Below are 22,506 nucleotides of genomic sequence, written 5' to 3'. Positions count from 1 at the left end.
GAACTGTTGCGTTTGGGCGAGAGGCCGGCGAGCGCCGTCGCACTTGCGGCTGCGGCCCTGCTGCTCGCCGCCGGGTCGGTCCCCGGCTCCGGCGCGGCCCCGAAGACCCCCACCGCGGCCCCCGTCGTGTCCGCGACGCCCGCGGCCTCGCCGAGCCGCGCCCCGCTCAAGGACTTCCAGCGGCCCGTCACCGACTGCGCCAAGCACAAGTGCGTCGCGCTGACCTTCGACGACGGCCCCGGCGACCACACCGCCCGGCTCCTCGACCTGCTCGCCGAAGCCGACGCGAAGGTGACGTTCTTCCTCATCGGCGAACAGGTGGTGCGCTACCCCGACCTCGTTCTGCGCGAGATCGAAGAGGGCCACGAGGTCGGCAACCACACCTGGCACCACACCCAGCTCGACGCGGCGCCCACCACCAGGATCCGCCGCGAGGTCGAAGGCACGTCCAAGGCCATAGAGCGCATCCTCGGCTTCAAGCCGACCCTCATGCGCCCGCCCTACGGCGCCACCGACTCCCGCGTCGGCAAGATCGCCAAGTCCAACGGCCTGGCCGAGATCATCTGGTCCGTCGACACCGACGACTGGCGCGACCGCAAGTCGTCGATCGTCGCCCGCCGCGCCATCCGCGGCCTCCACCCCGGCTCCATCATCCTCATGCACGACATCCACCCGACGACCGTCGACGCCGTCCCGGCCATCCTCAAGGCCGCCAAGAAAAAGGGCCTCACCCTCGCCACCGTCTCCGACGTCCTCGGCGGCAAGCCCAAACCCGGCAAGAAGTACATGGGCCGCTGATCCCGCCGGTGAGAGCGCGCTGCGGAGCTCCCTAGGCGGGGTCCTTGCGCATGCGGTCTTGGAGTTCCTGCATGCCTTCCATGCTCAGGGCCAGGAGGGCCAGCTCCTCGGCCGTCGGGACCGGGCGGTCCTTCATGGGGGGGATCCAGCCTTCGTCCGGGTCGTGGCGGCGGAGGATCTTGGCGGGGATGCCGCCGATGACGCAGTTGTCGGGGAATTCGCCGCGGACGACGGCGCCGGCCGCGACGGCGACGTTCTTGCCGAGTCTCGTGCCGGGGAGGATGACGGCCTGGGTGCCCAGCCAGCAGCCGTCGCCGATCTCCACGGGGGCGTTCTCGGGCCACTGGCGGCCGATGGGGGCGTCCAGTTCGGCGTAGGTGTGGTTCTGGTCGGTGATGTAGACGTAGGGGCCGGTGAAGACGTCTTTGCCGATCTCGATGGACTGGTGGCCGACAATGTGGCTGCCGCGGCCGATGGAGCAGGCCGATCCGATCTTCACGATGACGTCGGGGCCCAGGTCCAGATCGGGGACGAAGCCCGCGCTGATGGAGACGTGGGTGCCTATGAGGGTGTGGGCGCCTATCGAGATCCACGGGTCGCCGAAGATGGCGCCTTGGGGGAAGGCGATGCAGACGCCTTCGCCCAGGTGGTGGAAGCGCTTGCCGCCGGGGGTGGCGGGGGTGATCTCGCCCAGGCGGCGGACCAATGCGTACGCGCGGTGCACGGCTGCCGCGGCGAGCTTGCGTACCCCATCCTTCAACATGGGGCAAAGGTACCGGTTACCGAAATAACGGCTACCCGCCGGTAGGGCGGGTAGCCGGAAACCTCAGGTCAGTCGTGCCCGATGCCGCGGCTATGACCGGTGCCGCCGCCGCGCCCCAGACCGCCGTAGGAGGAGCTGCTGCTGTATCCCGTCGCGGGCTGGTAAGTGCCGGAGGGGTGCTCCTCGTGGTACTCGCGTTCGCTGACGCCGATCTCCGGCTCCAGCAGGTCGGCGAGGCGGCTCCGGCGGCGGGCCGCGATGATCCCGGCCGCGGCGCAGCCGAGTGCGAAGAGAGCGGCCCCGGCGAACATCATCGAGGTGCCGCGACGACGCCGCGGTGGTTCCACCCAGTGCGCGGTGCCGTGCATCATGCCGCTGATCCGCGGCGCGATGATGTCGTCGAAGAAGTCGGCCGTGCGGTTGATCTGCGGAGCGGTCCAGCCCCGGGTGGCCAGCATGCGGTCGGCGGCGACGCGCCGGGTGCTCCCGTACATCGGCGACATCCATCCCGCCGCGTGCGAGGCACCGCTGCGCGCATGGGACATGGCGGAACCGCCATAGTCCATGAGGCGCTGAGACCGGCTGACCTCCTTGGGAATCCTGCGAACTGACAGTCGAATGGACACGCTTCCTCCCCCGATGACTTAAGTCCTGAAACCCTCCATTCCCCACCCCCCGGACATCACACCTGGTGACGATCCGGGCGCGTTCGGCTCCGGCCCGCGTCGTCCGGGGGGACGCGGGCGTGGCAGGATGACGGGAGAGGCAAAGCAAACCGACGACGGAGGAACCTCACATGGCGGAGACGCTCGCCACGTTCAGCACCAGCCAGGGCAAGTTCGTCATCCGGCTGTTCCCCGAGCTCGCGCCGAACACGGTCGCCAACTTCGTGGAACTGGCCGAGGGCACGCGCGAGTGGACGCACCCGGCGACCGGCGTGAAGTCCAAGACGCCCCTGTACAACGGGACGATCTTCCACCGGATCATCGACAACTTCATGATCCAGGGCGGCGACCCGCTCGGTAAGGGCGTCGGCGGCCCCGGCTACGACTTCGACGACGAGATCCACGCGCAGAACAAGTTCGACCGCCCCTACCTGCTGGCGATGGCCAACGCGGGCAAGCGCATGGGCAAGGGCACGAACGGCTCGCAGTTCTTCATCACCACGGTCCCGACCCCGTGGCTGAACGACGGCCACACCCTGTTCGGCGAGGTCGTCGAGGGCCAGGACGTCGTGGCGGCCCTCGGCAAGGTCCCGACCGCGGCCGGCGACAAGCCGCTGACGGACGTCGTGCTGGAGTCGGTGACGATCGAGCGCCGCTAGGCGTTGTCGTAGACGTGACCGAGCAACCTCCCGCTCCCGAGCCGGCTGAGGCTCCGCAGTGCTATCGCCATCCCGGTAGGGAGACGTATGTGCGCTGCACCCGCTGCGACAGGCCGATCTGCCCGGATTGCATGATCCCGGCGTCGGTCGGCTTCCAGTGCCCGGAGTGCGTGCGCGAGGGCAATCGCGACGTGCGCCAGGCCACCGGCAGGTTCGGGGGCGAGGTCGCGACCAGGCCGCTGCTGACGTGGGGGCTCATCGCGGTCAACGTCGCGGTGTTCCTGCTGGAGTACGCGAGCAACGGGGTCGACAGGTTCGAGCGGGCCTTCAGTCTCTGGCCCTACTACGTCGCGGTGGACGGCGATTACTACCGTCTGGTCACCTCGGCGTTCCTGCACTACGGCCTGCCGCATCTCGCGCTCAACATGTGGGCGCTGTGGGCGGTCGGCCAGGCGCTCGAACTGTCGCTGGGCCGGATCAGGTTCGCCACCCTGTACGCGTTGAGCGCGCTGGGCGGCGCCGTGCTCGTCTACTGGGCGTCGCCGATCCTCACGCCGACCGCGGGCGCGTCGGGCGCGATCTTCGGCCTGTTCGGCGCGATCTTCGTGGTGTCGCGTCGGCTGCGGATGGACATCCGCCCGATCGCCCTGGTGATCGTCGTGAACCTGGTGTTCACGTTCCTGCCGGGCTTCAACATCAGCTGGCAGGGCCACATCGGCGGCCTCATCACCGGCGCCGTGGTCGCCGCGGTCTACGTCTACGCCCCCAGGGCGAAGCAGACCCTCATCCAGGCGGTCTTCTCGGTGCTCCTGCTCGTGGCCTTCGTCGCCCTGATCTACGCCCGCACGGCCTATCTGGTCTGACGGCCCGGCTTACCAAGATGCCTCCCCTGTCTCCTGGACGGGGGAGGCATCTCTGGTTCGAGCTGGGCGCGCGTCACCATCCACAGCCCTGTGGATAACTCGAGGTTATCCACAGGGCTGTGGAAAAAGTCGTGGATTAGGGGCTGGGGAAAGTGGGTAAGGGCTAGCGCCACTTGGTGGAGAGGACCACGCCGACGATGATGAGGGCGAAGCCGATGCCCAGGTTCCAGTTGCCGAGGTCGCTGATCAGGGGGACGTTCGAGCCTGTGCTCGCGGCCACGTAGTAGGTGGCGATCCAGCCCAGGCCGATCAGCCATGCGGCGAGCATGACGGGAACCAGCCAGCGGGGCGAGACCGCTGCCTGCTCAGCCCGCACCGGCGGGGTGTAAACGGCCTTCTTACGGGTCTTGGACTTGGCCACGGTTTCTCCTATTGCGGTGCGCGGTCGCGCGCCCGCGCAGGAATCCAGTCGTGGGAAGTCTAGTCGCCGACCGGCCGTGCCCACAGCGTCCGGGGCCGTCCGATACGCGGCGCGGCCGCCGGAAGAGGCGCTGATAGGTTGGCGCCATGATCCGCGGCTTCATCAAGGGTCTGGGGGAGCTGTTCCTGACCTTCGGGGTCGTGGTCGTCCTCTTCGCCTGCTACACGCTCTGGGGCACCGGCCAGTACACCGCCGACGCCCAGGAGAGCCTGCACGAGCAGCTCGACCGCGAGTGGGCGAAACCCCAGAAGGTCACCACCGAGAAGATCAAGCTCGGTGACGGCGTCGCCCTCATCCGTATCCCGAAATTCGGGAAGAAGTATCGTTTCGTCATTGTGGAGGGCGTCGGGGTCCCCGATCTCCGCAAGGGTCCCGGGCACTACCCGGACACGGCGCTGCCGGGCCAGACGGGCAACTTCGTCGTGTCCGGGCACCGTACGACGTACTCGGCGCCGTTCAACCGGATCGGCGAACTCGACAGGGGCGACAAGATCCTCATCGACACCCGGGACATGCAGTACGTGTACAAGGTGACCGATGCCAAGATCGTCACGCCCGATCGGGTGGATGTGGCCGAGCCCGTCCCGTTCCATCCGGGCAAAAAGCCCAAAGACCGGCTTATCACCCTGACGACCTGTCATCCGAAGTACTCTGCGGCACAGCGGCTCATCGTCTTCGGTGAGCTCGACTCGCAAACCCCCCGGGTCACCGAAGAACAGAGGAAGTCGGCCTGATGTACCTGTGGATCTGGCGCCACCTGCCCGTCCGGCACCCCGCCGCGAAGGCCGGGGTCTCCTTCCTGCTGCTGCTGATCGTCGCGGCGGTCCTGTGGTACTGGGTCTTCCCGTCGGTGATGCCGATGCTCCAGTTCGACAACGGCACCGTCCATGACGGCTCCTGACGGCCGTCCGCGCGTCCTCGTCGTCGACAACCGCGACAGCTTCGTCTACAACATCGTCCAGGCGCTGCTCGCCCTCGGCGCCCACTGTGACGTCCGGGAACGGGCGCGAACCACGCGGGCCGACGCCGAGGGCGCCGACGGGATCCTCATCAGCCCCGGCCCCGGGCATCCCGCCGACACCGGGATCTGCCTCGACCTCCTGCGCGACGCCGAGCACACCGGACGGCCCGTCCTGGGCGTCTGCCTCGGCATGCAGGCCCTGGCGCACGCCTACGGAGCCTCTGTGGGCCACGCGCCGGCCGTCGTGCACGGCTACACCAGCGAGGTCCACCACACCGGCGCCGGCGTCTTCGCCGGGCTGCCCTCCCCCTTCAAGGCGACCCGGTACCACTCGCTCGCGGTCGACCCCGAGACCGTCCCCGACGTCCTGGAGATCACCGCGAGGACGTCGGACGGGGTCGTGATGGGCCTGCGGCACCGAAGCTCCCCCGTCGAGGGCGTCCAGTTCCACCCGGAGTCGATCCTCAGCGAGCACGGCGAGGAACTGCTCGCGGGCTGGCTCCGTGGTCTGGCCTGAAGGTCGCGCGGGTATCCGGAAGGGAAGAAGGCGGCCTCTGAAATAATCAGAGACCGCCTTCTTGGCTGCTGTGTCGGCGAGACCTGGAGATCTGCCCGTCAATATATCGAGCAGTTCCCCTTTCTCACCCTCGGTCCGTTAGTAGACCAAGGGCCAGCCGTAGTTCAGGCCGCCCCTGCCGGAGCAGTAGGCGTACGACCATTTCCCGCTGCCGCCCGTGTAGGTGGCCCCCGTGGCGGTGGTGCCGTTGTTGCAGACGCCCTTGGCGGCGAAGTACGGGGTGTTCCAGCACGTCGTTCCGTAGGTGTTCGAGTCGCTCCACTCGTCGCATCCCGCGGCGAGGGCGGGGGTCGCGGTGAGGGCGACGACGCTGCCGGCGGCGAGGACGGAGGCGGCGAACAATCGTGACAGCTTCAAAAGGCACCCAATCGCTATTGGTATACGTTCTGACAGGGAAATCATCTCCGGTTGCCGCTAATTGCACCAGGGTTTGTGTTCTACATCACACTCGTGCATTGATTTGTCCATGATAAATGCAAGTGGTGTCGAACGCCCGGCATCCTGCATATTCTCGGTTCGGTGTGTTCATCGTGTGATAATCATTGGTCACATGCAAAGGGCCGAGATGGGGAAAGCGGCTGTGCCCGTCCGGTCCCGGGTACGGATCACATGGGTCGGTGATGGCGCAGCGATCGAAGTGGCAGGAACCGGACCGGGTACCGGTGTGCCGAGAGGGCGGGCACGCAGCGGGGGCCGTACCTACCCGCGATAAGGAGGCCGCCGGAGCCCGTCCGGGTAGAAGGGGCTGTTCGAAGCCGCCGGCACCGTTCCTTCGGAGTCCGCCCGGTCGCGGCGCCGCCGGGCGCAGCTTCGCGTTAGGCGGTGGAGCTTCGTGGGGGAAGATTCCTTCCACCGGATACGAGAAAGCTGTAACACCCGCGTCCCCGGCGACGAACACTCGTATGAGGGCTTCCGCCATCGCCCCCGAGTGGCGGAAGCCCCCTTAGACGCAAAGGAGCCCCGGACCCTTCAAGGGTCCGGGGCTCCGGCGTTCTCAGGGTCAGGGCTCCCGGTAGAGGCCGTCGGTCCGGCCGCCCTCGGTGCCGTCCTCGACCGGCGGGGTGGTCACCCCGGGGTCGACGGGCGGGGTGGTCTCGGTCGGAGGCGTCTCGATGTCCTGGGCCACGTAGACGGTGATCGACTGGTCCTTCTTGACCTGGGCGCCGGCCTCCGGGTTGGTCTTGAAGACCGAACCGGGCGCCACATCGCCCTCAGGGGTCGTCTGGATGAACCGGATCGAGGTGAGCCCGAGCCGCTCCAGTTCAGCCTGGGCGTCCTGCTGGGTCATCTGGTAAAGGTCGGGCATGGTGATCAGGTCCTCGGCCTTGGCGACCGTGATGGTGACCGTGGAGCCCGCGGCGACCTTCTGACCGCCGCCCGGGTTGGTCTTGAGCACGGTGCCGGGTTCGGCGTCGGAGGTGACCTCGTTCTTGATCTTCACCTCGAGCCCGAGATCCTGGAGGATTCGCTGCACGTCGGTCTGCGACTGGCCGGCGAGGCCCGTCGGGATCGTCACCTTGCCCTTGCCGGACGAGACGAACAGGGTGACCGCCGATCCGGCGTCCACCTCCTGGCCCGCCTCGGGGTCGGTGCGGATCGCGTCGCCCGTGTCGACGGTGTCGCTGTTCTCCCGCTGGACCGTCACCTTGAGCCCGTCGGACTCGAGGTCGGCCGTGGCGTCCTTCTCGGACTGGCCGGAGACGTTGCCGATGGTGACGGTGTCGGTCTTGTTGTCGTCACCGCCGCCGCTGGTCATCCAGGCCACCAGACCGGCGAGGAGGCCGAACACCACGACGCCGAGCAGTACGTACAGCGCGAGGCTCTGCGCCTTCTTACCGGGCTGCTCGTCGTCGTCGGCGCGGTGGGAGGCGCGGCCGCCCGGGCCGCCGGGACCCTGCGGGCGGTTGCCGTACTGGGTGTCGTCGTAGCGGACCGGCGGAAGGTCGTTGTAGTTCTGGCCCGCGTAGGTCGCCGGGCCCACGGGCGGCTGCACCCGGGTCTGCCCGCCGGGCGCCGCGCCCATCACCTGGGTGCCCGCCATCGGCGGCACGACCATGGTCGCGGTCGACTGGGACGCCACGGGGGCGCCCTGCATGGCCCGCTGGATGTCGGCGCGGAACTCCGAGGCGCTCTGGTAGCGGTGCGCGGGGTCCTTGGTCATCGCCTTGAGCACGATCCGGTCGGCCCACTGCGGGATCTCCGGGTCGATCTGCGACGGCGGGATCGGTTCCTCGCGGACGTGCTGGTAGGCGATCGCCACGGGGGAGTCGCCCTGGAAGGGCGGCCTGCTGGTCAGCAGTTCGTAGAGCACGCAGCCGGCGGAGTACAGGTCGCTGCGCGCGTCGACGCGCTCGCCGCGGGCCTGCTCGGGCGACAGGTACTGGGCCGTGCCGATCACCTGGGCGGTCGCGGTCATGGTCGCGGCGGAGTCCGACATCGCGCGGGCGATGCCGAAGTCCATCACCTTGACCTCGTGCGACCGCGTCAGCATGACGTTGGCCGGCTTGATGTCGCGGTGGATGATCCCGCCGCGATGGGAGTAATCGAGGGCGCGCAGGATGCCGTCGGTGATCTCCAGCGCGCGCTCGGGCCGCAGCCGCCGCTCGCCGCCGCCTTCGGGGCGGATCAGCTCGCGCAGCGTGTGGCCCTCGACGAACTCCATGACGATGTAGGGGATCGGCTGGCCGTTGAAGTCGTCCTCGCCGGTGTCGTACACCGCGATGATCGACGGGTGGTTCAGCGACGCCGCCGACTGCGCCTCACGGCGGAATCGGGCCTGGAACGTGGCGTCCCTGGCCAGGTCGGTGCGGAGGGTCTTGATCGCGACGGTCCGGTCAAGGCGAAGGTCACGGGCACGGAACACCTCGGCCATGCCGCCGCGCCCGATGACCCCACCGAGCTCGTAACGGCCACCGAGCAGCCGAGGCTGTGTCATGTCTTCCAGTTCCTTCGATCCGAGTCAAACCTTGTTACCCGAACCTAGCGCCCGAGCGGTAGTGCTCTCGGGATTGGGTTCGGCGAGGGACGGAGGTGTGGTAATCGTTACCGGCGTCCTCAGCGCGTGCCCGTACGCTTTCCGGAGTGTGACGATCACGCTGCGCCGTCGTGGTGATGTGATGGGACTCACTTCTTCCCCAGGGCGTCGATGATGTCCGCGGCGATGGGGCCCGAGGTGCTCGCGCCGAAGAGGCTGGTGCTGCCTTCGACGAAGACCGCGAAGCCGTATTTCGGGTCGTCCGCCGGGGCGAATCCGACGAACCAGGCGCCTCCTCGGGTAGCCGTCAGTTCCGTCGTACCCGTCTTTCCAGCGATGTTGCGTCCCTGGAGGTTGGTCGCGGTCCCGGAGGCGACGACCTCGCGCATCATGTCCTGGAGCTGGGATGCGGTGTCGCCGCTGATCGGCTTGCCGAAGGTCTCCTGCTCGGCCTCGTGGATCGTGCCGGTCTCTTCGGGCTTGCCCTTGTCGCCTTCGATCCGGCCGACGGCCTTGTCGACGAGGTAGGGCTTCATCATGTCGCCGCCGTTGGCGATCGCCGCGGCGACCATGGCCATCTGGAGGGTCGTGGTCTTGGTCTCGCCCTGGCCGAACGAACCGCGCAGGATCTCGTCGCGGTTGTCGACGTTGTGCGGGTACTGGGAGGCCGGGGCGTCGAGGTCCTGCTCGATCGGGATCGGCTTGTAGAACCCGAACTTCTCCGACTGGGCGCGGACCGCCTCGTTGCCGAGGACCGTGTCGTCCACGCCGAGGAGGGCGTAGGTGGTGTTGCAGGACTGGGCGAACGTGCCGATCAGCGGGGCGGAGCCGACGCCGCAGATGTTGTCGTTGTGGCTGTTGCCGATGACGCCGCCTCCGGTCGGCACCTCGCGGGGGGAGGGCACGGCGCTGTCCTTGGTGTTGCCGTCCTTGCCCAGGAAGGCCGCCGCGACGATCGTCTTGAACGACGATCCGGGCGGGAACAGTTCGCTGTAGGCCTTGTCGACCAGCGGCTGGCCCTTGGCATCGCCCAGTTCGTCGAGCTTCTTCTGGTCGTCGCCGGGATTCTTGATGTCGGCGACGGAGGTCGGGTCGAAGGAGGGGTAGCTCGCGGCGACCTTGATCGCACCCGTCTTGACGTCGATGACGACGGCCGCGGCGCGCAAGGGGTTCTGGGCTGAGAGGGTCTGGTACGCGCGTGTCTGTGCCTTGGAGTCGATCGTGGTGTAGATGGTCCCGCCCAGGGGCTTCTCCCCCGTCAGCATGCGGACCCACGAGTCGGTGCTCTGACGGGTGTCGATCCCGTCGAGCAGGGAGTTGTAGGCGAGTTCCAGGCCGGCCTGCTGCATGGTCCCCGCGTAGTACCCGGTGACCGGTACGAAGGCCTCGGCGTTCTTCAGGTAGCGGCGCTGGTACTTGGTCTTGGCGTCTCCCGGGCTGAGCGCGTCGGACCAGGCCATCTTGACCCCGTCGGCCGAGATGATGTCGCCCCGCGCCCGCAGCGACACGCCCTGGAGCGGCCGGTTGTTCAGCTTGTGCACCCGCAGGTCCTCGGCCTGTCCGGCCTGGATCCAGTTGACGTTGATCGCGAGGACGCCGATCAGCGCGAGGCCGACCAGGCCGACCCGCTTCAGCTCCTTGTTCATGTTGCCCGCGCTCACTCCTGGGCCCCCCTCAGATTGACGATCTGCGTCATCCCCTCGTCCTGGATCGCCACCGGCGCGGGCTTGCGCGCCTCGTGGCTGAGCCGCAGCAGGATCGCGATGAGGATCCAGTTGGCCAGCAGGGACGAACCACCCTGGGTCAGGAACGGCGTCGTCAGACCGGTGAACGGGATGAGCTTCGTGACGCCGCCGCAGATCGCGAAGACCTGGAGCGCGAAGACGAACGAGACGCCGCCCGCGAAGAGCTTGGCGAACTCGTCCTTCGTGGCGATCGCGATCTTGAAGCCGCGCTCGACGAGAAGGACGTAGACGAGCAGCACCGCCATGAGGCCGGTGAGGCCGATCTCCTCGCCGAAGGACGTGAAGATCTCGTCGCTGAAGGCCAGGTCGTTCAGGTACGGCTGGCCCTGACCGAGGCCGGTGCCGATGACGCCGCCCTGGCCGAGCGCGAACAGGCCCTTCATGAGCTGCTCGCTGTTGGAGATGTTGCCGCCGCTCGCCACGCAGGCCTTGTAGCCGTCGGCGTCGCTCACGGCGTTGAAGATCTCGCCGCCGTGCGAGCAGCCGTTGCCGAAGAACGCCTCGGGGTCCAGCCAGATCTCGATGCGCTGGTTGACGTGCTCCAGCGGGCCGCCGATGACGTGCGCGAGACCGTAGAGCAGGAGCGCGCCGCCGACGAACATGCCGACGCCGATGACGACCCAGGCGACCTTGCCCGTGGCGATGTAGACCATCGAGACGAACAGGCCGAAGAACAGCAGCGCGGTGCCGAAGTCGTTCTCGACCGCGAGGATCATCAACGCGATCACCCAGAAGATGAGGATCGGCATCAGGTCGCGCGGGCGCGGCAGCTCCAGTGGGCCGACCTTGCGGCTCACCAGGGACAGTGCCGCTCGTTTCTTCACCAGATATGCCGCGAAGAAGGCGATGAAGGCGAACTTGCAGAACTCGGCGGGCTGCACCGAGAGCGGACCGAGCTGGATCCAGATCTTGGAGCCGTTGACGCCGGGGAAGAAGACCGGGGCGACGAGCAGGACGAGGCCGATCGCGCCCAGCGTGTAGTGGTACCGCTGGAGGATCTTGATGTCGCGCAGCAGGATCAGCGCCGCGATGAACAGGCCGATCGACAGGACCGTCCACAGGAGCTGGCCGTTCACGTTGGCGCCGGCGCCGAACGGGGTGTACTTGGCCCCCGGGTGGGTCGCCTCGAAGCGGGCCTTGTCCTCCTCGAACGTGGCGATGGTCGTCTGGTCGATGCGGTAGATCATCGCCAGGCCGAGGCCGTTGAGCAGCATCGCCAGCGGCAGCAGGACCGGGTCGGCGTAGGGCGTGAACCTGCGCACCACGAAGAACGCCACGCCCGACAGGGCCGCGATGGCCAGGCCGTAGCCGAACATGCCGGTCGGCAGGGTGCCGTCGCGGGCCAGGCCCACCTGGGCGAAGGCCGACACCGCGACCACGATCGCGAAGATGAGCAGCCCGAGGGATGCCCCGAGACGGGTGCGTCCCGCCGTCGGAGTCGCTGCCTCGCTCATGAGCGGTGGAATCCCTTCCTTGGCTGCCGGATCAACCCGGGCACGAGTTGTCGTTGTCCCGGCACTTGTCGACCTGGTTCTTCAGGGCGGCGAGCTTCTCGACCGCCTTCTGGAGGGTCGGGTGGGTCTCCGCCTCGATGGACGCGAGTTCCGCGGCGCTCAGGAACTTGACCTCAGGTGCCGGGAGCGCCCCGGCCTTCGGATTCTGGGTGACCGGTTTGGGGGTGCAGTCCTTCTGGTCCCGGCCCTGGACGACGATGAGGGTCTTGCCCGCGTCGTCCCGCACGATCTTGAACTGGCAGAGCTGCCCGCGCAGTTTCTCGATCTCGTCCTGGATGCCCTTGGGCGAATTCGCGGTGATGCCCCGGCCGCGCACGTCGCGCTGCGCGGGGTCGGTGAGGTCGGCCACCGCGAGCTTGGGATCGGGCTGGACGCCCTTGGCGCCCTTCGCCGAAAGGTCGAAGCCGAGCACCTTGTCGTTGCTGCCCTCGTAGACGACGACGTCGCCGCCCTCGGCCCGCAGGTAGTAGCCGCTGTTCAGGGTCCGGTAGCCGAAGAACGCGGCGCCGATGACCAGGAGGCCGGTGACGCCCGCCGCGCCGAGCAGCAGGGTCGCCTTGCGCCCCCGGCGCCGGCTGCGGCCGGGCGGCGCCGCCAGGGGCGCGGCCTGCTGCGGCGGACCGGGAGGCGCGGGCGGCGGGCCGCCGTGCTGGTAGGGCGGCGGCGCCGCGGCGGGCGCCGGCGCGGGCGGCGGGGTGAAGTCGCCGCCGTTCATCATCAGCGCGGGCTGCGGCAGCGTGTCGCGGAGGTCGGCGGCGCGCTGGGCGGGCGTGTCGGCGGGTCTCGGCCGGTTCTGCTCGGCCTCCTGGGCCTTGCTGGCCGCCGCGCCGACGAGCAGCGAGCGGTCCGGCGGCGGCGCGGAGGCGTCCAGATCGACGACGTCGGCCATCACACAGGTGATGTTGTCCGGGCCGCCGCCGCGGTTCGCCAGATCGATGAGCTGGCGGATCGCGCCGTCCGGGGTCTCGTGGCTGGTGAGCACCTGGTGGATGGTGTCCGCGGACACCACGCCGGACAGGCCGTCGGAGCACAGCAGGTAGCGGTCGCCGACCTGGGCCTCGCGCAGCGAGAGGTCGGGCTCGACCTCGTTGCGGCCGTCCAACGCGCGCAGCAGCAGGGAGCGCTGCGGGTGGGTGGCCGCCTCGTCGAGGCTGATCCTGCCCTCGTCGACGAGCGACTGCACCAGGGTGTGGTCGTGCGTGATCTGGAACAGTTCGCCGTTGCGCAGCAGGTAGGCGCGCGAGTCGCCGATGTGCGCGAGCGCGACCTGCTGGCCGGACCACAGCATCGCCGTCAGCGTGGTGCCCATGCCCTGGAGCGACGGATCGCCCTCGACGGTCTGGTGCAGCCGGTCGTTGGCCGCCCTGACCGCGTGTTCCAACGCGGTGAGCAGCTGTTCGGCCGGGACGTCCGCGTCGAGCTTGCGGAGGGTCTCGATCGCGGTGGCGCTGGCGATCTCGCCGCCGACATGGCCGCCCATGCCGTCGGCGACCGCGAGGAGCCGGGGCCCGGCGTAGCCGGAGTCCTCGTTGCCCTCGCGGAGCATGCCGACGTCCGAGCGGGTCGCGTAGCGGATGCCGATACGTGGAGTGTTCATTTGCGCAACTCGATTACGGTCTTGCCGATACGCACCGGGACGCCGACAGGGAGTTGGACGGGCCGGGTCACCTTCGACCGGCCGAGGTAGGTGCCGTTCGTCGAGTTCAGGTCCTCAAGGACCCAATCGGCGCCCTGGGCGTAGATCCGGGCGTGGCGGCTCGACGCGTAGTCGTCCGACACCACGAGCGTGGAGTCGGGGGCCCGGCCGACGGTGACCGTGCCGGAGGAGGCGAGGTCGATCGTCGTGCCGGTGAGCGGGCCCTCGGTGACCACCAGGACCGCCTGCCCCTGCCCTTGCGGCTGCTGCTGTTGCTGCGGCTGCGTCGGAGGGCGGGCAGGAGCGGACTGCTGCTGAGGGGGGGAGGCCTGACGCTGCTGCCTCGCGCGCTCCTGCGCGGTCTGGCGGGCCGGTCTCGGGGGGCGGTTCGCGGCTCGCTCTGCGGCCTTGGAACCGAACAGGTCGGCTCGGATCACGCCCACCGCGGCGATGACGAACAGCCACAGCACCGCGAGGAACGCGATCTTGATGAGCGTCAGGGTGATCGGGGTCATCGAGGGGTGCTACTCCCGGTCGCGGCGGAACACGAGGTTGGTCCGGCCGATCGTGATCCGGGTGCCGTCGACGAGTGAGACCCGACGTATCGGCTGACCGTTCACGAAACTGCCGTTGGTAGACCCTAGATCCACGAGCACGATTTCGGGACCTTCTACACGGATCTCGGCGTGATGCCGGGATACTCCCGGGTCCACCAGGCGCAGATCGCAGTCCGTCCCGCGGCCGAGAAGGGTCACCGGCGTGCTGATGTCATAGGACTGGCGCGCCCCGTCACCCGTGGTGACGTCCAGCCGGGGGCGGCCGGGGAAGGCGCTGCCGTGGCGCGGATGGTCGGTGTGCGGCTGGCGGATCTCGTTGTTCTCGATCGTGGACCCGCGCACGACGCCGGACCGGATGCGGAACATTCCGGTGCCGAGGTCGCCGGCCGGCTCGAAGCGGACCCGGACGGGGCCCACGAAGGAGAAGCCCTGTTCCTTGGCGTACTCCCTGGCGAGGTTCGCCAGTTCCTGGCTGAGGCTGTCGGCGTAGACCTCGAGCCGCTGGCCGTCGGGGTGCGAGATCTCGACCACGAAGTCGTTCGGCACCAGGGTGCGACCCTGGGCCACGATCGCCGCGCGCTCGTCCATCTCGCGTTGCACCGCGCTGGCCACCTCGACCGGCTGAAGCTCCGCCTTGAACGCCCTCGCGAAGGCACCCTCGACCATGCCCTCGAGTCGACGTTCGAAGCGTTGTAGGACGCCCACCGGGCACCTCCTCTCCCTGCTCGTCAGACGATCGTATCCGTGGAGTGGTTCGCGGCCCGCCGTCGTTTACAAACCACCCTTTGCGTCGTGCTAATCTTTTCAAGCGCCGCCAAGAGCGGCCAGTCGCAAGGGCGAGTGGCGGAACGGCAGACGCGCACGGTTCAGGTCCGTGTGCCCGAAAGGGTGTGAGGGTTCAAATCCCTCCTCGCCCACCCTGGTCAGGGGTCCTCTGGTTTCAGAGGGCCCCTGATGCCTTCTCGGCGGCTTCTGCGACATCTTCTCATTCTCCTCTGCTCCGCCCCCGGTTTCCATGGCCTGCGTCTTCCGGCATGGGCCTCCGGCTCGGCGTGTCCTCCCCAGGCGGTGGAAAATAGTTGAACGTTGATCTTTTCAATGTTCAGATGGTTATCCACCGGTGGCCTGTGCGTTGTCAACTACTTCAACGTTGAGATACATGCGGTACGGTCTGGTGCCGTGGAGGACGCCTCGCGCGGTGGTGTGGACGACGCCGTCGACCGGATGATGGCCCAGTGGCGCATCGCACGCCCCGATCTCGACCCTTCGCCGTTCGGGATCGTCGGGCGGGTGCACAGGCTCGAGCGCGTCTTCGAGCGTGAGATGGGCCGGTTCTACGCGGAGTACGGCCTGGACGGGCCCGAGTTCGACGTGCTCGCCGCGCTGCGCAGATCGGGCCGCGAAGGCACGCTCACCGCGGGCGAGCTGCTGCGGGCCTCGACGGTCACCTCGGGCGCGATCACCAACCGGATCGACAAACTCGCGCGCAAGGGCCTGGTGGAACGGACCCCGGACCCCGCGGACCGCAGGTCCGTGATCGTCGTGCTCACCGGTCCCGGCCGCGCCCTCATCGACGACATGCTCGACGGCTACTTCGAGGCCGAGCGCCGGGTGATCGAGGCGCTCCCCCACCCCGACGCGCTCGCCGCGGCCCTGCGGACCCTGCTCGTCGCCCTCGGGGACGCCTCGCCGCCGGGACCGCCCGGAGGCCTGTGACGGCCTCCGGGAGCTCGTGACGCGCCTGTTCAGGGGATCGTCGCGGCGAAGGCCTGGGCGATCCTGCGGTACCCCTCGGTGTTGGGATGGATGTCCCTGCGGGCGCACATGTGCGTCCACAGGCAGATCCGGGCGACGTTCAGCGGCAGCCTGCCGTAGCCGTCGACGGTGGTCTTCGTGCGGAAGTCGGCGGTGGCGTAGACCCGCTCCACGTCGGCGACCCGGTAGCCGGCCAGCAGGTAGAGGGTGGCCGCGAAGTCGTTGACGCCCTGGAGGAGCGGCACGGAGAAGGTGGCGAGGGCCTTGCCGTTCCCGCCGCTCAGCCAGGACGCGAGGACGGGGTCGTAGTACGTCATCCCCGTGTAGCTCACCCCTGCGCCGCCCGCCTTGCGCAGCTCGGTGACGATCGTCCACAGGTTGGCCGAGAGGGCCCGGACGTTGGCGTTGAGACAGGTCGGGTCCAGGGATCCGCCGCGAACGCACTGGTTGATGTCGTTGCCGCCTATGTCGAGCGTCAGGTAGCGGACCTGGCCCGGGTGGGCGGCGAGGAACGCGACGGCCGCCTTGACCTGGCTGCCTTCGGGGTAGGCGCACTTGCCGCCCTTGAGCATGGTGACCGTGGTCTCGCCGCTGCACCCGAGCTTCACCAGTTCGAGCCCGGGCGCGCGGGCGGCGAGGAGGGGCTGGAGCTGGTCGGGGTATCCGGTGGCGGTGTTCCCCTGGCCCGGCTGGTAGCCGGTGGAGAGGGAGTCGCCGAGGGAGAGGTAGTACAAGGGCGCTGGTTCGGCTGTGGCGGGGGTGCCGAGCACGCCGCACACGAGCGCGAGCGCGCTCAGGACGACGGCGGGCGGACGCCGGGAACGCATCGCGGTGCCTCTGGCCTTCTCCCCCGAGTTTCACTTTGCGGGGAAGTATCGGCGCCTCGGTCGCCTCCGCGCCACCGGTCCGCGGAAGTCGGTCGGGCACGGTTCAGTCACAGGGTTATCCACACCCCCTGTGGATATCCCTCTCGCTCCCCCCTGGGTGTTTTGTCAGATCGTGTGTGGTTTTCGCCACTTTGCAGGCTGGGTATCCACCGCGCCCCAGAGTTATCCACAGGCGTTGTCCACAGGTATCCACAGGGTTGGGGACGGCTGTGGAGAGGCATGCTGACGTCATGCCGGAGCTTCCCGAAGTGGAGTCGCTCGCCGCGTTCCTGCGCGAGCACGCCGTCGGCAAGGCGATCGCCCGTGTGGACGTCGCCGCCGTGTCGGCGCTCAAGACCTATGATCCCCCCGTCACCGACCTCGGCGACCGGACCGTGGCCGGCGTGGCGCGGCACGGCAAGTTCCTCGACCTGGAACTCGACGCCGCCGCCGGCCGGCTGCACCTCGTCGTCCACCTCGCCCGCGCGGGCTGGCTGCGCTGGAAGGACGAACTTCCCCTCACACCGCCCCGCCCCGGCCCCAAGAACCCGATCGCGCTGCGGCTGCGGCTGAACGACGGCTCGGGGTTCGACCTCACCGAGGCCGGGACGAAGAAGGGCCTCGCGGTCTACGTGGTGCGCGATCCCGGCGAAGTCCCGGGCGTCGCCGATCTCGGGATCGACCCGCTCTCCCCGGAGTTCACCCCCGCGGCGCTCCACGCGCTCACCAAGGACGCCAAGACGCGGATCAAGGGGCTGCTGCGGGACCAGAAGATCATCGCGGGCATCGGCAACGCCTATTCGGACGAGGTCCTGCACGCCGCGAAGATGTCCCCCTACAAGATCGCCTCGACGCTCACCGAAGCGGAGGCCGCGGCCCTGCACGACGTCATCGTCGGCACGCTCACCGACGCCGTCGCACGGTCGAAGGGGCTGGCCGCGGGGGACCTGAAATCGGAGAAGAAGCTCGGGCTGCGGGTGCACGGCCGCGCCGGGGAGCCCTGCCCGGTCTGCGGCGACACGATCCGCGAGGTGTCCTTCGCGGACTCGTCGTTCCAGTACTGCCCCACCTGCCAGACGGGCGGCAAACCACTCGCGGATCGCCGTTTGTCCCGTCTGATCAGGTAGATGGGGGGTTGTAGGGGCGTGGGGGGTTAATGCCTAAGGGCTAGCGGACCTTGGGCAGCTCGCCGAACAGCTCGGAGACCTTCTCCCAGCGCTGGACCTCGCACCCGTCCTTGCGCGTGAACGTCGCGTCGACGGCGGTGCCCTTCCAGGTGCCGGTCACGGTGCCCTGCTCGGGGCCGCCGTACTGGGTCCCGCACTGGGAGCCGGCCGGGACGGGCGTGAACGCCTCGGCGCCCGAGGACGCCAGCTGGGCGCAGGCCTTGGCGGCGGCGGGGTGGGTGCCGCCCGCGGGGTCACAGGTGAGCGTCCAGGACTCCTCCGGGGCGCTCGGGGACTTCTTGAGCGTGATCGTGAGCTGGTCGGCCGCGGCGGCCGCGTTGGGGGACGCGGTCTCCTGCTCGGCCGACTGGCCTCCGCAGGCCGTGGCGGCGGCCACGACGGCGGCGGTGAGCAGGAGCAGCTTCGCGCCGGTCTTCGGCGATGAGGTCCTCATGGCGATTCGACGTGGGGGTGCGATCCACGGTTCCATGGGTCCGTGACGAATTTCGGCGGAAGCATTCCCAGCGTCGGCGCGCTCCAGATCCCGGACGGCGCGTATCTTCTCGACGTCCGTGAGCAGGACGAGTGGGACGCCGGGCACGCGCCCGAGGCGGTCCACATCCCGATGAGCGCGCTCAACGAGCGGGCGGGGGAGATCCCGCAGGACCGCGAGGTCTACGTGGTGTGCCGGGTCGGCGGCAGATCGGCCCAGGTGACGGTCGCGCTGAACAACGCGGGCTGGAAGGCCCTGAACGTCGACGGCGGCATGATCGCGTGGGAACGGGCGGGCCTCCCGGTCGACGCCGTGGGCGACGCGGAGCCGTACATCGCCTGAGATATCCCCCTGACGTGGGGTGATCTTGGGGGATAGGGGTACGATTCGCGCCGAATCAACCCCCACCGCGGGAGCTCGGAAGTAGGCCGGGCTGAGAGGGCGACCCATCTGTCGCCGACCGCATGAACCTGTCCGGGTAATGCCGGCGTAGGGAGAGTGCTCCTCGCATGTCTTCAAGCACGCTTGAAAACCGCCCCCAGCGCCCCGAAGGCCCCGCTGAGGCGCCGCTGACCCTCGACGAACCCGCCCCGCGGGTCCTGTCGTTCTGGGACCAGAGCGCCTTCTGGGCCAACCTCGGCGTCAGCCTGTTCGCGTTCTCCGGCGCCTACACGGTGCTGGCGCCCGACGAGAACGGCGTTCCGCAGCTCTCCATCGCGGCGGGCATCGCCGCGATGATCATCGGCACCCTCGTCGGCGGGCTCATGCTCGGCCTCGCCGCGGTGCCCGGCGCCCGCACGGGCCGGCCGGCGATGGTGATCCTGCGGGGGCTGTTCGGCGCCCGGCTGTCGTACGCGCCGACGGTGCTCAACATCGCCCAGCTCATCGGCTGGGGCACGTTCGAGCTCATCGTCATCGCCGACGCCGCGCACGAGCTGTTCGGCGGAGGCCCGCGCTGGGTCTACGTGCTCATCGCGGGAGTGCTCACCACGGCTCTGACGATCTGGCCGCTCGGCTCCGTGCGCCTGCTGCGCCGGTTCGTCACCATCGCCGTGGGGATCGCGCTCGTCTGGTTCTACATCCAGTTCGTCAGGGCGGGGCTGCCCGACCTGACCGCCCACCCCGGGGCGTCCGGGGGAGGGCCGTTCGGCGCCGACTGGAGCCTCTTCTGGCTCGCGATCGACGCCGCCCTGGCCGTCTCGATCTCGTGGGTGCCGCTCGCCGCCGACTACACCCGGCACGCGCGCAGCGAGCGGGCCGCCTTCGGCGCTGCCAGCGGCGCGTACGCGGTCACGCAGATCATCGCGTACACCCTCGGACTCTTCGCCCTCGTCCTCGCGGGCCAAGGCGGCGGCGTCTACGGGCCGTTCCTCACGGTCACGGCCGGCGCGGTCTTCTTCTTCGTCTTCGTCCTGCGTGAGGCCGACCAGTCGTTCGCGAACGTCTACTCCACCGCGCTCTCGATCCAGAACCTTGTGCCGCGTGTGGACCGTCGTGTCCTGAGCGTCGGCCTCGGGGCGCTCATCACGGTGCTCGCCCTCGTCCTGAACATGGACGACTACTACGGCTTCCTCGCCCTCATCGGCTCGGTCTTCGTGCCGCTGCTCGGCGTGCTCGCCGCGGACTTCTTCCTCGGCCGCGGCCGCACCGGCTGGAACACCGCGCCGGACGCTCCCGCGCGGTGGTCGATGGTCGTCTCCTGGCTCGGCGGCTTCGTCGTCTACCAGCTCATCAACCCCGGCCAGCTCGGCGCGTGGCAGCGGTTCTGGGAGGGCGTGCAGGACACGATCGGCCTGACCGTCCAGCCGTGGATGAGCGCGTCGCTGCTGTCCTTCCTCGTCGCGGGCGTGCTCGCGCTGGTGTGCGGCCGGATCGCCGGTCGGCGGGGCACGGACTGACGGGATTCGGCGCCGGGGGAGTGCCGCCCGCCCTCGCGATGGGACGATGGCGGGCGTGATGCTCCCAGATGAGGGTCGGAACGCGCGCGCGGTGCTCGCGAGCGCCGCCGATCCGATCGTGGCGGTGGACGAGGCGGGCCGGGTGACCCTGTGGAACCCGGCCGCCGAACGGCTGTTCGGCTGGGCCGCCGAGGAGATCCTCGGCCAGGTCCCGCCGATCGTCCCGGACGAGCTGACCGCGGAACACCACGCCGTCCTGGAACGGGTCCGCTCGGCCGGGTCCCATGTCTCGATCGGGACCCGGCGGCGGACCCGCGCGCGCGAGCTCATCGACGTGCGGATCGGCACCAGCGCGTTGCGCGAGTCCGACGGGCGGCTCAGCGGGTGGGTCTCGGTGTTCCATCCGGTGGCCGAACCGGAGACCCGGGCCGTCGCGGAGAAGGCGCGGCTCGTCCGTCGGCTGAACGACATCCTCGGCGACCTCAACTCCGCGCTCGACCTCGACCTGGTCCTCGACCGGATCACCGCGGCGCTGGTCGAGCTGACCGGCGCGGACGCCGCGGCGTTCGTCCGGATCGAGGGGAGCAGGCTGCGGCTGGTGACGGCGCGCGGCCTGCCCGAGGAGATGCTCGGCGCGACGGTCGCCCTGGAGCCGAGCCTGGTGACCGAGCTGCTGGAGTCCGGCAGGGACGTCATGCTCGCGTCCGGGCAGCGGGTCACCGACCTCATCTGGCAGCGCCTGCCCGACCTGCACACGGTCGCCCTCGGCATGGCCCACCTCGGCAACCGGCCTTACGGCGCGCTGTACGCGCTGTTCGCCGGGCGGACCACCGGGCACACCGAACTCGAACTGCTGGAGCTGCTCGCCGGGCACGCGGGCGTCGCCGTCGGCAACGCGGTCGCCTACCAGGAGGTCGTCCGGCAGCGCGCGCACGAGCGCGCGGTCATCGACGCGAGCGCCGACGGGATCGCGGTGCTCGACACCGACGGGCTGGTCTGCCAGTGGAACCCCGCGGCGACCCGCATCACCGGACGGGACGCGCTCAGCGCGCTGGGCTCCGGGCTGCCTTTCCCCTTCTCCCCGGGCGAGACCGTCACCCACCTGCTCCCGAACGGCACCTGGATCGACGTGCTGGCCGCGGCGATCGAGGAGACCGGAGAGATCGTCGTGGACTTCCGCGACGTCACCGCGGCCAAGGAACTCGAGGAGTCCAAGGACCTGTTCCTGGCCACGACCGGGCACGAGCTGCGCACCCCGATCACCGTCGTGCAGGGCTTCGCCGAGACCCTCGTCACCCGCTGGGACGAACTCCCCGACGCCGAGCGGCGCAAGGCGGTCGGGATGATCGCGGACCGGGGGAGGGCGATGGGCAAGCTCGTCGAGCAGCTCCTGCTGGGCTCGCGCGCGGGCTCGGCCCGGCCTCCGGTGACCCCCGCGCCGTTCGACCTCGCCGGGCTGCTGCACCGGGTCGTCCCGGCCTTCCGGACGCTGTCGCAGACGCACCGGCTGGAGTGCGCGGTGCCCGAGGACCTCCCGACCGCCTACGGCGACGTGATGGCGACCGACATCATCGTCGGCCAGCTCGTGGAGAACGCCTACAAGTACTCCCCGGAAGGCGGGCTGATCGAGGTGGCCGCAGGGATCGCGGGGGGAAGGCTCGTGGTGACGATCGACGACGAGGGCATCGGCATCGCGGCGGGCGACCACGAGCGGATCTTCGAACGGTTCGTGCAGGGCGAGGCGGGGGACCGGCGCAGGTTCGGGGGCGTCGGGCTGGGCCTCTACATCGCCCGAAGGCTGGCCACCGCCCAGGGCGGCGACGTCACCGCGCACTCCCGCCCGAACCGCGGTACGCGCATGCGGCTGACGATCCCGATCGTGGCATCGCCGGACGGCGGGCTTCCGGACGGGGCGATCCCGGACGCGGCGCTCTCGGACGAAGTGGTCCCGGAGGGTGAATCGAGGGCTTCGGAACGCGATTCCCGGGCCGTCGAAGGGGCCGGGACGGCGGGTGAAACGTTCGCGGATGTGACGGACGAAACGTCCGTGTGACGAATAACCGGGGCGGGCCGTGGAAAAGTCTTCGGGTGATCGGCCGTGACTTCCAGGTCGGTCACTCGTTGGACCGGGAGAC

General features: G+C 69.3%; 23 protein-coding genes, 1 tRNA gene and 1 riboswitch. Of the genes, 12 read left to right on the top strand and 12 right to left on the bottom strand.

The annotated features are described in order from the left end of the window. Window positions 1-12 precede the first annotated feature (12 nt). Window positions 13-798, top strand: coding sequence for a polysaccharide deacetylase family protein (locus tag EDD29_RS41455; RefSeq protein ID WP_123669609.1), 786 nt, complete (start codon window positions 13-15; stop codon window positions 796-798). A gap of 31 nt (window positions 799-829) precedes the next feature. On the opposite strand, the gene EDD29_RS41450 is transcribed toward EDD29_RS41455, so the two are convergent. Both EDD29_RS41450 and EDD29_RS41445 read right to left on the bottom strand, forming a co-directional pair. Further along, complete coding sequence (locus EDD29_RS41450; RefSeq protein WP_123669608.1) at window positions 830-1,561, bottom strand: acyltransferase; 732 nt, start codon at window positions 1,559-1,561, stop codon at window positions 830-832. Window positions 1,562-1,629: 68 nt separating this feature from the next. Next, complete coding sequence (locus tag EDD29_RS41445) at window positions 1,630-2,055, bottom strand: hypothetical protein (RefSeq protein WP_123669607.1); 426 nt, start codon at window positions 2,053-2,055, stop codon at window positions 1,630-1,632. A 302-nt stretch (window positions 2,056-2,357) separates the two neighbouring features. Here EDD29_RS41445 and EDD29_RS41440 point away from each other — a divergent pair, with 302 nt between their 5' ends. Next, complete coding sequence (locus tag EDD29_RS41440) at window positions 2,358-2,885, top strand: peptidylprolyl isomerase (RefSeq protein ID WP_123669606.1); 528 nt, start codon at window positions 2,358-2,360, stop codon at window positions 2,883-2,885. A gap of 89 nt (window positions 2,886-2,974) precedes the next feature. Next, on the top strand, window positions 2,975-3,748 hold the full coding sequence (locus EDD29_RS41435) for a rhomboid family intramembrane serine protease (RefSeq protein WP_246053275.1): 774 nt from the start codon (window positions 2,975-2,977) through the stop codon (window positions 3,746-3,748). Between the two features lie 163 nt (window positions 3,749-3,911). On the opposite strand, the gene EDD29_RS41430 is transcribed toward EDD29_RS41435, so the two are convergent. Beyond that, entirely contained in the window at window positions 3,912-4,169 is a 258-nt protein-coding gene (locus tag EDD29_RS41430) for a cell division protein CrgA (RefSeq protein WP_123669604.1), read from the bottom strand. 146 nt (window positions 4,170-4,315) lie between these two features. On the opposite strand from EDD29_RS41430, the gene EDD29_RS41425 reads away from it, so the two are divergent. From EDD29_RS41425 to EDD29_RS41420, 3 genes are read left to right on the top strand one after another with little or no spacing between them, the layout of a single operon-like run. Further along, a complete protein-coding gene (locus EDD29_RS41425) occupies window positions 4,316-4,963 on the top strand; it encodes a class E sortase (RefSeq protein WP_123669603.1) in 648 nt (215 codons plus the stop codon). After that, entirely contained in the window at window positions 4,963-5,130 is a 168-nt protein-coding gene (locus EDD29_RS46045) for a hypothetical protein (protein WP_170201773.1), read from the top strand. Before EDD29_RS41425 ends, EDD29_RS46045 begins: the two co-directional genes overlap by 1 nt. Continuing rightward, entirely contained in the window at window positions 5,117-5,707 is a 591-nt protein-coding gene (locus EDD29_RS41420) for an anthranilate synthase component II (protein WP_123669602.1), read from the top strand. The genes EDD29_RS46045 and EDD29_RS41420 overlap by 14 nt, the downstream gene beginning before the upstream one ends. 138 nt (window positions 5,708-5,845) lie before the next feature. Here the strand turns inward: EDD29_RS41420 and EDD29_RS41415 are convergent, their stop codons facing one another. The 7 genes from EDD29_RS41415 to EDD29_RS41385 form a co-directional block, all read right to left on the bottom strand. Further along, window positions 5,846-6,124 (bottom strand): hypothetical protein, encoded by a 279-nt coding sequence (locus EDD29_RS41415; RefSeq protein WP_148086271.1) that lies wholly within the window; start codon window positions 6,122-6,124, stop codon window positions 5,846-5,848. A 643-nt stretch (window positions 6,125-6,767) separates the two neighbouring features. Further along, entirely contained in the window at window positions 6,768-8,702 is a 1,935-nt protein-coding gene (gene pknB / locus EDD29_RS41410) for a Stk1 family PASTA domain-containing Ser/Thr kinase (protein WP_123669600.1), read from the bottom strand. 188 nt (window positions 8,703-8,890) lie between these two features. Then, window positions 8,891-10,387, bottom strand: a complete 1,497-nt coding sequence (locus EDD29_RS41405) for a penicillin-binding transpeptidase domain-containing protein (protein ID WP_123669599.1) — start codon at window positions 10,385-10,387, stop codon at window positions 8,891-8,893. 11 nt (window positions 10,388-10,398) lie between these two features. Beyond that, window positions 10,399-11,940 carry an FtsW/RodA/SpoVE family cell cycle protein gene (locus tag EDD29_RS41400; RefSeq protein ID WP_123669598.1) on the bottom strand — a complete coding sequence of 514 codons (1,542 nt, stop codon included), beginning with the start codon at window positions 11,938-11,940 and terminating at the stop codon, window positions 10,399-10,401. Between the two features lie 31 nt (window positions 11,941-11,971). Continuing rightward, window positions 11,972-13,597 (bottom strand): Stp1/IreP family PP2C-type Ser/Thr phosphatase, encoded by a 1,626-nt coding sequence (locus EDD29_RS41395; RefSeq protein ID WP_123669597.1) that lies wholly within the window; start codon window positions 13,595-13,597, stop codon window positions 11,972-11,974. Next, entirely contained in the window at window positions 13,594-14,151 is a 558-nt protein-coding gene (locus EDD29_RS41390; protein WP_123669596.1) for an FHA domain-containing protein FhaB/FipA, read from the bottom strand. Before EDD29_RS41390 ends, EDD29_RS41395 begins: the two co-directional genes overlap by 4 nt. A 9-nt stretch (window positions 14,152-14,160) precedes the next feature. Next, a complete protein-coding gene (locus tag EDD29_RS41385) occupies window positions 14,161-14,898 on the bottom strand; it encodes an FHA domain-containing protein (protein ID WP_123669595.1) in 738 nt (245 codons plus the stop codon). Window positions 14,899-15,027: 129 nt separating this feature from the next. Between EDD29_RS41385 and EDD29_RS41380 the strand changes: the two genes are divergently transcribed. Beyond that, window positions 15,028-15,110, top strand: a tRNA-Leu gene (locus EDD29_RS41380). Window positions 15,111-15,372: 262 nt separating this feature from the next. Then, the gene (locus EDD29_RS41375; protein WP_246053274.1) at window positions 15,373-15,909 is read left to right on the top strand and encodes a MarR family winged helix-turn-helix transcriptional regulator; all 537 of its coding nucleotides are present in this window, start codon (window positions 15,373-15,375) and stop codon (window positions 15,907-15,909) included. A 29-nt stretch (window positions 15,910-15,938) separates the two neighbouring features. Here EDD29_RS41375 and EDD29_RS41370 read toward each other — a convergent pair whose 3' ends face one another. Next, window positions 15,939-16,775: an SGNH/GDSL hydrolase family protein gene (locus EDD29_RS41370; protein WP_123669593.1), complete on the bottom strand. Its 837-nt coding sequence runs from the start codon at window positions 16,773-16,775 to the stop codon at window positions 15,939-15,941. Window positions 16,776-17,065: 290 nt separating this feature from the next. On the opposite strand from EDD29_RS41370, the gene EDD29_RS41365 reads away from it, so the two are divergent. After that, window positions 17,066-17,941, top strand: a complete 876-nt coding sequence (locus tag EDD29_RS41365) for an Fpg/Nei family DNA glycosylase (protein WP_123669592.1) — start codon at window positions 17,066-17,068, stop codon at window positions 17,939-17,941. A gap of 40 nt (window positions 17,942-17,981) precedes the next feature. Here the strand turns inward: EDD29_RS41365 and EDD29_RS41360 are convergent, their stop codons facing one another. Continuing rightward, window positions 17,982-18,434, bottom strand: a complete 453-nt coding sequence (locus EDD29_RS41360) for an SSI family serine proteinase inhibitor (protein ID WP_123669591.1) — start codon at window positions 18,432-18,434, stop codon at window positions 17,982-17,984. A gap of 42 nt (window positions 18,435-18,476) precedes the next feature. Between EDD29_RS41360 and EDD29_RS41355 the strand changes: the two genes are divergently transcribed. The 3 genes from EDD29_RS41355 (at window position 18,477) to EDD29_RS41345 (ending at window position 22,424) form a co-directional block, all read left to right on the top strand. Then, window positions 18,477-18,815: a rhodanese-like domain-containing protein gene (locus tag EDD29_RS41355; RefSeq protein WP_123669590.1), complete on the top strand. Its 339-nt coding sequence runs from the start codon at window positions 18,477-18,479 to the stop codon at window positions 18,813-18,815. A 57-nt stretch (window positions 18,816-18,872) separates the two neighbouring features. Beyond that, window positions 18,873-18,987: riboswitch (TPP riboswitch) on the top strand. After that, window positions 18,983-20,371: a purine-cytosine permease family protein gene (locus EDD29_RS41350; protein ID WP_123669589.1), complete on the top strand. Its 1,389-nt coding sequence runs from the start codon at window positions 18,983-18,985 to the stop codon at window positions 20,369-20,371. (Overlaps the previous riboswitch by 5 nt.) 58 nt (window positions 20,372-20,429) lie before the next feature. Beyond that, window positions 20,430-22,424, top strand: a complete 1,995-nt coding sequence (locus EDD29_RS41345) for a PAS domain-containing protein (RefSeq protein ID WP_123671012.1) — start codon at window positions 20,430-20,432, stop codon at window positions 22,422-22,424. Window positions 22,425-22,506 lie beyond the last annotated feature (82 nt).

Origin of the sequence: Actinocorallia herbida (assembly GCF_003751225.1) — a bacterium.
Lineage (GTDB): Bacteria > Actinomycetota > Actinomycetes > Streptosporangiales > Streptosporangiaceae > Actinocorallia > Actinocorallia herbida.
Note: the sequence above shows the minus strand (reverse complement) of the source record. Positions and strands in the feature narration are given on the sequence as shown.

Coding starts and splice junctions, on each gene's coding strand:
- EDD29_RS41450 (WP_123669608.1), bottom strand. CDS start 1,561: ATGTTGAAGGATGGGGTACGCAAGCTCGCCGCGGCAGCCGTGCACCGC.
- EDD29_RS41445 (WP_123669607.1), bottom strand. CDS start 2,055: ATGTACGGGAGCACCCGGCGCGTCGCCGCCGACCGCATGCTGGCCACC.
- EDD29_RS41440 (WP_123669606.1), top strand. CDS start 2,358: ATGGCGGAGACGCTCGCCACGTTCAGCACCAGCCAGGGCAAGTTCGTC.
- EDD29_RS41425 (WP_123669603.1), top strand. CDS start 4,316: ATGATCCGCGGCTTCATCAAGGGTCTGGGGGAGCTGTTCCTGACCTTC.
- EDD29_RS46045 (WP_170201773.1), top strand. CDS start 4,963: ATGTACCTGTGGATCTGGCGCCACCTGCCCGTCCGGCACCCCGCCGCG.
- EDD29_RS41420 (WP_123669602.1), top strand. CDS start 5,117: ATGACGGCTCCTGACGGCCGTCCGCGCGTCCTCGTCGTCGACAACCGC.
- pknB (WP_123669600.1), bottom strand. CDS start 8,702: ATGACACAGCCTCGGCTGCTCGGTGGCCGTTACGAGCTCGGTGGGGTC.
- EDD29_RS41405 (WP_123669599.1), bottom strand. CDS start 10,387: ATGAACAAGGAGCTGAAGCGGGTCGGCCTGGTCGGCCTCGCGCTGATC.
- EDD29_RS41400 (WP_123669598.1), bottom strand. CDS start 11,940: ATGAGCGAGGCAGCGACTCCGACGGCGGGACGCACCCGTCTCGGGGCA.
- EDD29_RS41395 (WP_123669597.1), bottom strand. CDS start 13,597: ATGAACACTCCACGTATCGGCATCCGCTACGCGACCCGCTCGGACGTC.
- EDD29_RS41390 (WP_123669596.1), bottom strand. CDS start 14,151: ATGACCCCGATCACCCTGACGCTCATCAAGATCGCGTTCCTCGCGGTG.
- EDD29_RS41370 (WP_123669593.1), bottom strand. CDS start 16,775: ATGCGTTCCCGGCGTCCGCCCGCCGTCGTCCTGAGCGCGCTCGCGCTC.
- EDD29_RS41365 (WP_123669592.1), top strand. CDS start 17,066: ATGCCGGAGCTTCCCGAAGTGGAGTCGCTCGCCGCGTTCCTGCGCGAG.
- EDD29_RS41360 (WP_123669591.1), bottom strand. CDS start 18,434: ATGAGGACCTCATCGCCGAAGACCGGCGCGAAGCTGCTCCTGCTCACC.
- EDD29_RS41350 (WP_123669589.1), top strand. CDS start 18,983: ATGTCTTCAAGCACGCTTGAAAACCGCCCCCAGCGCCCCGAAGGCCCC.
- EDD29_RS41345 (WP_123671012.1), top strand. CDS start 20,430: ATGCTCCCAGATGAGGGTCGGAACGCGCGCGCGGTGCTCGCGAGCGCC.